An 8,166-nucleotide genomic window follows, 5' to 3' on the forward strand; every position below is an offset into this window, starting at 1 on the left:
ATTGTAATGAATAAAAATAAAAAGACGGTAGGACTTATTACGATACATAATATTATAAACTTTGGTTCTGCGCTACAGACTTATGCTTTATCGTATGTTATCGAACAATTAGGATATAATTGTAAAGTTATCAATTATAAGTATCCTAATTATTATCATCTTAATTTTTTGACAGAAAATTATAAACCTGCTTTTGATTTTAAAACATTGTGCAGGACATTAATAAATAATATATTGAATATTTTTATCGGATCATCAGAAAAAAAACAAAAAGAAAAATTCCGAAGATTTTTAGAATGTCATTTACAATTGACGAAGGAATATGGCACACGAGAAGAAATACATAAAGATCCTCCTCTGTGTGATATTTATGTGACGGGGAGCGATCAGGTATGGAATCCCAGATATAACCATGAAGATACTACCTTTTTACTCTCATTTGTTGAAGAAAGTAAAAAAAAGATTGCTTATTCTGCAAGTTTTGGCGGAATGGATATGCCAAAAAATTATTATTCTTTGTATAAGAAATATATAAGTTCTTATTTATATATTTCTTTAAGAGAAGAATCGGGTGTGAAATTAGTAAAAGAACTCACGGGGAAAGATTCTGTGAATGTACTTGATCCCAGCCTTCTTATTTCAGGTTCTGAATGGTCAAGTCTCGCAATAAAACCTCAAATAAAAGAGCCCTATATATTGTGTTATCTGTTGAGCTATACCTTTACCCCATTCCCATATGCGTATGATTTGCTTGATTATATTCAGAAAATAATGAAATGCAAAGTTGTTTTAATTGGCGGGGCGAATAAATTAGTGTTCAGACATGACTATATTTTGAAAAATGATATTGGTCCCGAAGAATTCTTAGGATTGTTTGATAATGCTGCATTTGTCTTGACGAGTTCTTTTCATGGAACGGCCTTTGCCATAAATTTCAATAAACCTTTTTATTCTATCATAAACGATCAGAAAACAACAGATGACAGACAGCTGTCCGTCATGCGTCGTATCGGTATTGAAAACAGGGGAATAGTTAAAGGTTCCCCTATGCCTGCCGAGTCCGAATTATCTATGGATTATACGGTTGCGAATCAAAAACTTCAAAAATGGAGAGAGGTGTCATTGTTGTTTCTGAAAAATGCATTAAATGATTGAACAGATGGGAGATAAAAAGATTATGCTGTGCGATTCTGATTTATGTACGGCATGTAGTGCATGTGAGAATATTTGTCCGGAGAATGCCATTAATATGATTTCGGATGATGATGGATTTCATATTCCCGATATTAATTATGAAAAGTGTATTTCTTGTGGACTTTGTGTGAAAAAATGTCCTGTAATTACACCATTACATAAATATGACGTTGAGCCTTCGAGGGTTTATGCTGCTTGGAGTAATGATAGAAAGAATCGTATGAGTAGTTCTTCGGGAGGTGTTTTCGGTACTCTTGCGAGGTATGTGATAGAAGATTTACATGGAATTGTGTTTGGGGCTGCATATAATGAGGATATGCAATTGGAGCATATTTCGGTAGAATGTACTGAGAAGCTGGAGTTATTAAAAGGGTCGAAATATTTGCAAAGTGATATTGGCTTGACTTTTAGAGAGGTAAGATCCTTCTTGAAACAAAAAAAATATGTTTTATTTGTCGGAACACCATGCCAAATAGCCGGATTATATAGCTATTTGGGGAAAGATTCCGATTACTTATTTACATGTGATCTTGTGTGCCACGGAGTACCTTCACCTCAGCTTTTTCAGAAATATATCAGTTATTTGAAAAATAAATACAAACAACCGGTATTAAAAAATTTTTCATTTAGATATTTGGAAGGTTGGTGCGTCCGTACGTCATTCGAATATAAGAATAAAATAAAAACATTGGTTGGTATTGATAATTTCTATATCAAAGCTTATTTAAAAAATTATCTGCACAGAGAGTCTTGTTATAAATGTCGTTTTTCTAAATTTCCAAGGCAAGGTGATTTTACATTAGGTGATTTTTGGGGCATAGGAAGAGAGACGCCTTTTATCCATGATGTGCAGAAAGGTTTATCTTTAGTTATTGTAAATACTGCAAAAGGGCAGCTTATCTTTGAAAATATAAAAGAATGTCTATTTGAAGAAGAGCGATCTTTAGATGAAGCTGTGATGGGAAATAAAAATCTTGTTGAGTCGAGTCAAAGGCCTGTGGAACGGGATTTTATTTATCAGGATCTCAGGGAATTATCCATAACACAAGTTGCGAAGAAGTATAATTTGTTGGATAGTCGTTTTTTTATTGTGAAACGAGGATATAATTATTTATTACGATTATTATCTAGGAAGAAATAGTTATTGTATTGTATGAATAAAGATAATAAGTCTGTTTTATTTTTAACGGGATCTTTTTATCCATCACCGTCTCCTAATGCCATTTGTGCTAAAAGAATTATGGACGGATTAATAGAAAAAGGTTTTTCTGTTTTTTTAGTGACGTTAAAAAATATACATGGTCAAAAACAACAAGAAGTTATAGACGGTATTTCGGTGTTGAGAATAAAAAATTATTTACTTGTACAGATGCAACTATTTTTTACCCGTAAAAATACTAATAAAAAATCTTGTTTTTTAAAATTGACTGAGTTTCTTTTACGGTTTAAAGGTCTTCTTTATATATTCTTTTGGCCGTTATTATCCCCGATTGTTGTGTGGCGTTATTATAAATCTTCCTATGATATTTGTAAGAAAAATGAAGTGAAAGTCGTTGTAGGGGTTTATAAATCATTAGAAATATTATTAGCTTGTTGTATCTTGAAAAAACGATGTCCGGAAATTAAATTTTTTATTTATTCTTTGGATGCAATGTCAGGGAGTATTTTACCTCGTTTATTATTCTCAGATAAAATTGCATTATATTCGATTAAAAGATGGGAACGTATCTGTTTTACAAAAGCGGATTCTATATATCTTATGGAATCTCATCGAAGTTACTATTCTCAAGATCGATATTCTGTATATCAGAAAAAGATTAGATACGTAGATATCCCATTGGTAGATGTTAATTATAATAATAACATTTTTGTTCATGATACCTCAAACAGCTTAGTATTTACTGGTTCGATGGGGAGAGCGACGGCAGACCCACATTATCTTATTAAGTTATTAAGACTTCCATTATTAATGAATATTCCATTAAAATTTAATATATATGGAAATATCTCTATGGAAATAGAAAATGATATTAGGGAAAGCGGATTATTAAATGATAAAATTTTTCTTTTGGGAAATGTTCCTCATTCTGAAATTAAGGATATTCAGAATAATGCAACGGCATTAATTAATTTCGGAAATTCATATTCTTGTGCTATTCCGTGTAAAATATTTGAATATATTTCTACTCAAAGGCCTATTATCAGTTTTTATAAAATAGATGAAGATGCAGGAATTCCATATTTGAAAAAATATCCAAATATTTTGCTGATCAAGGAGGATGAATCACTCTTAGAAGAAAATGCCAACCGGTTGAAGCTATTTCTTGAAAAAAATATAGGCGTAAATGGAGCTTTTGACTTAGGAGATGTTTATTATGCGAATACTCCTGAGAATATGGTAAAGGAAATATTAAGAGAGTTTTAAAATGCAGAAAGATCCAAAATACTGTTTCTATGACAGTTATTTTAATAATGAAATATATGAAGATAAGAGTAATATGAATATAAATTATATGGCATGAATTTTATGTTGAATAAAGTTGATATAGATATTATTTTATTAGGCTCCAGTTTAAAAAAGTAGTAAAAGAGAAGGCGTGAATATCAATGGATGAATTGAAAAGAAACATTTTATCAGGGTTAATTTGGAGATATACCGAACGATTTGGAAATCAAGTCATGCAATTTGTTATTTCCATTGTACTGGCTCGATTGTTGACACCAGATGATTTTGGTCTTATAGCATTAAATACGATTTTTCTTGTAATAGCAGGTTTATTAACGGACAGCGGTTTTATCAGCGCTATTATTCAAAAAAAGGAAATAGACCAGTTGGATTTATCGACTGTATTTTTTGTGAACTTATTTATTGCGACAACATTGTATCTACTTTTATTTTTTCTTTCACCGCAGATTGCTATTTTTTATAATACTCGAGAGTTGATTCCTTTATTAAGAGTTCAATCCTTAATTCTTTTTTTCTCGGCTTTGGATGGGGTGCAAAATGCTTTGCTGTCCAGAAAAATGCAATTTAAAAAAAGCTTTAGAATAACATTAACTTCCACTATAATAAACGGAGGAGCAGGAATATTTTTGGCATATAAAGGATTCGGTGTATGGAGCCTGATTATATCTCAACTATTAGGACGATGTGCTTCTACTGTTTTATTATGGTCTACGATAGGGTGGAGGCCTTCTTTAGAATTTTCATATTCCCGGTTTAAAGGGATGTTTGCATTTAGTTCCCGTTTTTTAGGAGTAGGATTGTTAACAGCAATATTTAATAATATAATATCCGTATTTATAGGTAGGTTTTATACAAAAGCTCAATTAGGATTTTACAATAGAGGCCATACGTTACCGGCGTTGGTGGTAGATAATATTACAAATACTATAGGACAAGTGATGCTTCCGGCTCTATCATCTTGTCAGGATGATAAGCAACGTATAAAGAATATTCTTCGGCAGCTTTTAGTTTGCGGTTGTTATTGTTTATTCTTTTTTTTAATATTGTTGGCGGCAGTTGCTAAACCATTAATAATTGTCCTATATACAGAGAAATGGGTTGATTGTGTTCCTTTTTTACAAATTTCATGTTTAGGATTTTTATTATATCCTTTAAATCAGGCTAATCAAGTGGCAATAAATAGTGTAGGTCGTAGTGATTTACATTTAAAATACGATATAATAAAAAAAATAGTTATTCTTATCTTTTTGGTATGTAGCATTCCGTTCGGTATATATGTAATGGTTTTGGCTTTTTCCATTTCGTCTATAATATCCGCTCTAATTAGTACCATACCATGTGGGAGACTCATAAATTATTCCGGATGGGAACAATGTAAGGATATTTTTCCCTCATTACTGATTGCTTTGATTGTTGGCATTATTGTTTGGGCTTTGCATTTAATAATCTCGGATGCGTTTATTTGTTTGGTAACCCAGGTACTAGTGGGGATAATATTATTTCTGACTGTGTCTCATATGCTAAAAATCGAAGGTTATTTAAGAATTCGAAATATGATAATAAGTTTGAGATCAAAATAAGCGGAATATGGATTATAAAAAAATGAAATCAAGTGTTCGACTTTTGATAAGGATTACACGAAAATTTATTAATGAAAATGGTAAACATAAAATAAATTGGGTGAAAACGATTTATTTTAATTTCAGAACAATGCCGTTTGAACAAGCTAGAAAGTTGCCGGTCTACATTTATGGAAAAGTAAAATTTGTAAATCTGGATGGAGATGTTATAATCAATGGAGACGTAAAATCCGGAATGATAAAATTAGGCCAAAACCGGGATTTATTTTCTGCAAACAGAAGAGGTCTTATTTTAATAAATAATGCATCGCAAGTTGTTTTTAATGGTCCTATGATGGCTTATGTCGGTTATGTTATTAGGGTTACCCATAAGGCCAGATTGGAATTTGGCAACTATTCTTTAATTGGCTCGAATGTAAAAATATGTTGTTCAAAACATATTGTGTTAGGTGAAAAATCGGCAGTTGGATTTGAAAGTCAATTAATCGATACGAATTTTCATTACAGTATAAATGAAAATACGAATAAGATTGGGAATATTTATAAAGAAATCATAATAGGTAAGAGTAACTGGATTGGGAACAGGGTTACAATAATGAAAGGAACAAAGACTCCTGAGAATACGATTGTAGCGGCAGGCAGTTATTTAAACAAAGACTATGTGAAGGATAATGATAAAAAAGGTTTGTTGATAGTTGGATCTCCTGGAAGAGAAATAGCGAATGGTTATAGGGAAATTGTGTCAGGAGAATACGAAAAAACTTTAAATGATTATTTTACAAATAATCCCGATGCTGATTTTTATATAGAAAGTAATTGGGATAGAGATTTTTTATACGATAGAGCAAAACAGTTTGAATAATTATTTACGTTTTTTTCTCTTTTAATAGCAAAGAGATTTTAATTATATTGATATTTTTTTATCTTATATTATAAGAAAAATATACGAATGAGAATATTTTGATCCCAGTTTTAAGAGTTCAATCATTATCTCTTTTGATTATGGCTTTTTCGTGTGTGCAGAATTCTTTATTGGTAAGAGAGATGAAATTTAAAAAAACTTTGGAGTAAATATTATGGCTGTTATGGTTTCTGCGATTGTGGGATTGATGAGGGCATATAACGGATTTGGAATATGGAGTCTCGTGGTTTCTCAGCTTTGTTCTCAAATAATGACAGTTATTGGCTATTGGTATATGGTAAAATGGAGACCCTTAGGCTATTTTTCTTTGGAAAGAGTGAGGATTTTATTTAATTATAGTTCTAAAGTACTGCTGGGTTCTTTGTTTAATGTTGTTTATAACAATGTTTATAATTTGGTTATCGGAAAGCAATATAATACAATTATGTTAGGTTATTATAATAGAAGTATGTTAATACCTACTTTAATTGTAGATAGTGCTGCAAATACATTGAATAGCGTTATGTTTCCCGCTTTATCGTCATTACAAGATGATAAGATACAAATAAAAATATCGTTCGACGAATGTTGAAATTAGTATCTTATGTTGTATTTTATTTGATGGCCATATTGTTTGTGTTGGCAAAACCGTTAGTTGTCGTACTCCTCACGGATAAATGGTTACCAGCAGTTCCTTTTATGTAAATTGTCTGTATAACAGTTTCTTTTTATCCGATTTATTTAATGAATATTTCTGCGTTGACTAGTTTGGGGCGAAGTGATCTATATTTAAAAGCAACACTTCTTTCAAAAATGGTTTTGTTAGGTTTAATTATATTGGCTATTCCATTCGGTGTATATTATATGGTCTCAGCAGGAGCTTTAGGTGCATTTATTTCTATATTTATTGTTGCTCAATGGAACAAAAAGCTGATTAATTATGCTATAAAGAATCAACTATTAGATATTTTACCATCATTTTTGTTGGCAATTTTTACCTCTATTATTGTTAGTCTTATAACTTTTTTACCTTTGGACAACTGGGCGATTTTGCTTTTTGGTTCAGGCTTTGCTGTTTTATTATATCTCTTTTTGTCATTTGTATTTAAAGTTGATGCTGCGATATATATATTCTCAAATTAAATTTTTGAATAAATTTAAAAAAAGGAAATGATTTATTTTATTATTTAGATATATGGGATTATTGTTTGGACGAATATTGAATAAAGTAAAAATAGTTATACGAATACAAAGATTGAAAAAACGATATGTATTTGTAGCGAAAAAGAGTAGTGTTGATACGGATTCTTTTTTTGAAGGATATAATAAAATAGCATTTAGAACGACCATATATAAGTCCGTCATAGGTTTTGGTTCTTATATTGGCAATAATTCGTCTGTTATATGTGCAAAAATCGGAAAATATTGTTCTGTTGGAGAATATTTGAGAATTGTATATACACATCATCCATATAAAGAGTGTATTTCTACTCATCCTGCGTTTTATTCACGTAGATATTTTTTATCTTTTGTTGATAGAGAAAAATATATCCAGGAGAAATATGCCGATAAGGCTGTCCCTTATACTGTAGTAATAGGAAATGATGTATGGATTGGAGATAATGTTACGATTATGGGAGGAGTATGTATTGGTGATGGAGCTGTAATTGCAACAGGTGCAGTTGTTACGAAGGATATATTACCTTATGAAGTCGTGGGAGGAATTCCTGCGAGACATATGTCTTTTAGATTTGATAAACCTATGATTGATTTTTTATTGAATCTCAAATGGTGGGATAAACCTCAGCAATGGATTGAGGAACATGCCGATCTTTTTTCTGATGTAAGAAATTTTAAAACCAAAATAAAGTTATGAGTATATTCAGCGACAAAGTATTATTAATTACGGGAGGTACCGGAAGTTTCGGTAACGCCGTATTGCGAAGATTTATAGACAGCGACCTCCGTGAAATCCGGATTTTCAGCCGTGATGAAAAAAAACAAGACGACATGCGTCACCACCT

8 protein-coding genes and 1 pseudogene are annotated in these 8,166 nt (G+C 31.2%); all 9 read left to right on the plus strand.

The window, feature by feature from the left end:
* Positions 1–6: 6 nt before the first annotated feature.
* A complete protein-coding gene (locus OCV73_RS12300) occupies positions 7–1,155 on the plus strand; it encodes a polysaccharide pyruvyl transferase family protein (protein ID WP_147552614.1) in 1,149 nt (382 codons plus the stop codon).
* On the plus strand, positions 1,148–2,335 hold the full coding sequence (locus OCV73_RS12305; RefSeq protein WP_147552615.1) for a Coenzyme F420 hydrogenase/dehydrogenase, beta subunit C-terminal domain: 1,188 nt from the start codon (positions 1,148–1,150) through the stop codon (positions 2,333–2,335). The genes OCV73_RS12300 and OCV73_RS12305 overlap by 8 nt, the downstream gene beginning before the upstream one ends.
* Positions 2,336–2,347: 12 nt before the next feature.
* Positions 2,348–3,619: a glycosyltransferase family 4 protein gene (locus tag OCV73_RS12310; protein ID WP_147552617.1), complete on the plus strand. Its 1,272-nt coding sequence runs from the start codon at positions 2,348–2,350 to the stop codon at positions 3,617–3,619.
* A gap of 182 nt (positions 3,620–3,801) precedes the next feature.
* On the plus strand, positions 3,802–5,241 hold the full coding sequence (locus OCV73_RS12315; protein WP_147552619.1) for a lipopolysaccharide biosynthesis protein: 1,440 nt from the start codon (positions 3,802–3,804) through the stop codon (positions 5,239–5,241).
* Between the two features lie 7 nt (positions 5,242–5,248).
* Entirely contained in the window at positions 5,249–6,103 is an 855-nt protein-coding gene (locus OCV73_RS12320; protein ID WP_147552621.1) for an LbetaH domain-containing protein, read from the plus strand.
* 140 nt (positions 6,104–6,243) lie between these two features.
* A pseudogene (locus OCV73_RS12325) lies at positions 6,244–6,847 on the plus strand (oligosaccharide flippase family protein).
* Between the two features lie 39 nt (positions 6,848–6,886).
* Positions 6,887–7,285 (plus strand): MATE family efflux transporter, encoded by a 399-nt coding sequence (locus OCV73_RS12330; RefSeq protein WP_147552626.1) that lies wholly within the window; start codon positions 6,887–6,889, stop codon positions 7,283–7,285.
* A 52-nt stretch (positions 7,286–7,337) separates the two neighbouring features.
* Positions 7,338–8,018, plus strand: coding sequence for a CatB-related O-acetyltransferase (locus tag OCV73_RS14520; RefSeq protein WP_147552628.1), 681 nt, complete (start codon positions 7,338–7,340; stop codon positions 8,016–8,018).
* A partial coding sequence (locus OCV73_RS12340; protein WP_167551241.1) for a polysaccharide biosynthesis protein occupies positions 8,015–8,166 on the plus strand: 152 nt, incomplete at its 3' end. The genes OCV73_RS14520 and OCV73_RS12340, both read left to right, overlap by 4 nt.

The organism is Barnesiella propionica (genome assembly GCF_025567045.1).
Classification (GTDB): Bacteria; Bacteroidota; Bacteroidia; order Bacteroidales; family Barnesiellaceae; genus Barnesiella_B; species Barnesiella_B propionica.